Origin of the sequence: Streptomyces sp. SID5910, assembly GCF_009862125.1 — a bacterium.
Classification (GTDB): Bacteria; Actinomycetota; Actinomycetes; order Streptomycetales; family Streptomycetaceae; genus Streptomyces.
The window spans coordinates 1-2919 of sequence record NZ_WWHX01000648.1 but is presented as its reverse complement, the minus strand read 5'-3'; the positions used below and the strand labels follow the sequence as shown (position 1 = coordinate 2919).

The 2919-nt window shown below is 74.7% G+C and carries 3 protein-coding genes; all 3 read right to left on the bottom strand.

Features of this window, described 5'->3' with window-relative positions:
* The coding region (locus GTW67_RS22850) for a type I polyketide synthase (protein ID WP_202437575.1) at nt 1-1769 on the bottom strand (1769 nt) is incomplete at its 3' end.
* On the bottom strand, nt 1769-1900 hold the full coding sequence (locus GTW67_RS38210) for a hypothetical protein (protein ID WP_272920528.1): 132 nt from the start codon (nt 1898-1900) through the stop codon (nt 1769-1771). The genes GTW67_RS38210 and GTW67_RS22850, both read right to left, overlap by 1 nt.
* The coding region (locus tag GTW67_RS22845; RefSeq protein ID WP_161166682.1) for a KR domain-containing protein at nt 1897-2919 on the bottom strand (1023 nt) is incomplete at its 5' end. The genes GTW67_RS38210 and GTW67_RS22845, both read right to left, overlap by 4 nt.

Genomic DNA, 2919 nt, shown 5'->3' with positions numbered 1-2919 from the left:
GCCCACTGCGACCCCTGCCCCGGGAACACGAAGGCGACGCCGATGCCGTGCCGGACGGTGCCCTCGACGAGGGCGGTGGTGCCTCGGCCGTCGAGGTACGCCTGGAGTTCTCGTGCCGCCGCCGTGGGGTCGGGGGCCAGGACGACCGCGCGGTGGTCGAAGGCGGTTCGCGTGGTGGCGAGCGACAGGCCGGTGTCGAGGCCGGTCGCCTCGGGGTGGGCACCGAGGTGTTCCAGAAGGCTTGTCGCCTGGGCGCGCAGGGCCGTCGCGGACTTCGCCGACAGCACCCAGGGAACGGCCGGCAGGGCCATCGGCGCCCGGGCGGAGTCCGGGGTGGCGTCCGGGAGCGTGTCCGGGTCTTCCTGGTCGGCGTCGGCCTGCGGGGCGGGGGCCTCTTCGACGATGGCGTGGGCGTTGGTGCCGCTGATGCCGAAGGAGGACACACCGAACCGGCGGGGCTCCTCGCCCTCCGGCCACGGCGTGGCCTCGGTGAGCAGGGCGACGGTGCCGGAGGACCAGTCGACGTGCGGGGAGGGCTCGTCGACGTGCAGCGTGCGGGGCAGGGTGCCGTGCCGCAGGGCCAGGACCATCTTCATCAGACCGGCCACGCCCGCGGCCGCCTGTGTGTGTCCGATGTTGGACTTCACGGAGCCGAGGAACAGCGGCTTGTCGGCGGTGTGTTCGCGGCCGTACGTCGCGAGGAGCGCCTGGGCCTCGATGGGGTCGCCGAGCTTCGTGCCGGTGCCGTGTGCCTCCACGGCGGTGACCTGGGCGGCCGTGAGTCCGGCGTCCGCGAGGGCGGCCCGGATCACTCGCTGCTGGGAAGGGCCGTTGGGGGCGGACAGTCCGCTGCTGGCGCCGTCCTGGTTGATGGCCGTACCGCGGACGACGGCCAGCACGGGGTGGCCGTTGCGGCGGGCGTCGGACAGACGTTCCAGGAGGAGCATGCCGGCGCCTTCGGCGGGGCCGAAGCCGTCCGCCGCGGCGGCGAAGGGCTTGCAGCGGCCGTCTCCGGCGAGTCCGCGCTGGCGGCTGAAGCCGGTGAAGGTGCCCGGGGTGGCCATGACCGTGACGCCGCCGGCCAGGGCGAGGGAGCACTCGCCTCGGCGCAGGGACTGCGCGGCGAGGTGCAGGGCGACCAGGGAGGAGGAGCAGGCCGTGTCCACCGTGACGGCGGGGCCCTCCAGGCCGAGGGTGTAGGCGACGCGCCCGGACACCACGCTGATGGCGCTGCCGGTCACGAGGTGGCCTTCGACGCCTTCGGGGGCTTCGTGGACGCGGGGGCCGTAGTCGGGGGCGACGGCGCCCGCGAAGACGCCGGCCTGGCTTCCCTTGAGCGTGGCGGGGTCGATGCCGGCGCGCTCGATCGCCTCCCAGGCGGTCTCCAGCAGCAGCCGCTGCTGCGGGTCCATCGCGGTGGCCTCGCGGGGCGAGATGCCGAAGAAGTCGGCGTCGAAGTCGCCGGCCTCGTGGAGGAAGCCGCCCTCGCGGGCGTACGTGGTGCCCGGCCGGTCGGGGTCGGGGTCGTACACGGCGTCGATGTCCCAGCCGCGGTCGGTGGGGAACGGCGTGATGGCGTCCTCCTCGCCGGACACCAGCCGCCACAGGTCCTCGGGGGTGCGCACGCTGCCCGGAAAGCGGCAGCCCATGCCGACGATGGCGATCGGCTCGTGGGCCGCGGCTTCCACTTCCTGCAACCGGCTGCGGGTCTGATGCAGGTCTGCGGTGACCCGACGGAGGTAACCGAGGAGCTTTTCTTGTTCCGACATCAGGACCTCACGAGCTCGGGAAGCTGGGCGTTCGGGGAGAAGGACAGGGCGGAACCCGGCGGGCTCACGAGGCGGTACGGATCCGCGGGTGCGGCGGACGAGTCGGCGTGGGCGTTCAGGGGAGTGATCATGCGGACCCGAACCCTTCCGACGAGCCGAACTCCTGGTCGATGAAGGCGAACAGTTCGTCCGCCTCGGCGCTCTCCAGGTGTTCGGCGACGGCGTCCGGGCCGGGCGGGGACGGTTCGCCGGGGGCCGCCGGGGGCTGGGCCGGTTCCGCGGCTCCTTCCGTCCCGTCGCCCCAGGCGGACACGGTGGACAGGAGCTGCCGGAGACGACCGCTGACCAGTTCGCGTGTCGCGGTGCCGGTGCCGGCGGCGCCGTGCAACGCGGCTTCCAGGCGGTCGAGTTCGGCGGCCAGGGCGGCGGTGTCCGCGGCCGGGACCGAGGCGTCCGCGGCGGGCGCGATCTCCTCGTCCAGGTGTCCGGCGAGGGCCTCCGGGGTCGGGTAGTCGAAGATCAGCGTGGCCGGCAGCCGCAGGCCGGTGGCCGCGTTGAGCCGGTTGCGCAGTTCCACGGCGGTGAGGGAGTCGAAGCCGAGCTCCAGGAAGCCGCGGTCGGCCACGACGGACACGGCCGAGCCGTGCCCGAGCACGGTGGCGCCGTGCTCCTGGACCAGCCGCAGCAGCGTCCGCCGCCGCTCCGCCGGGGAGAGCCCGGTCAGGCGCTGCGCGAGCGTCGGCTCGTCGGAGTGCCGCTGTTCCCGGACGAGTGCGCGCCGGGCCGGTGCCGGGCGGCGCACCAGGCCGCGCAGCACGGCCGGCGGCGGGGTGGCGCCCTGCGCGGCCTGCTCGGTGAGCGCCACGGTGTCCAGGCGGGCGGGTATGACCACGGCTTCCGCCAGGCCGCCCGCCGCGTCGAGGAGTGCCAGGCCCTCCGTCGAGGAGAAGGGCACCAGGCCGCCGCGGGTCATGCGGGACAGGTCCGCCTGGTTCAGGTGGCCGGTCATGCCGGTGCGTTCCGCCCACAGGCCCCAGGCCAGGGACAGCGCCGGCAGGCCCTTCGCCCGGCGGTGCTGTGCGAGGGCGTCCACCCAGGTGTTGGACGCGGCGTAGTTCGCCTGGCCCGCGGAGCCGAAGACGCCCGCGGT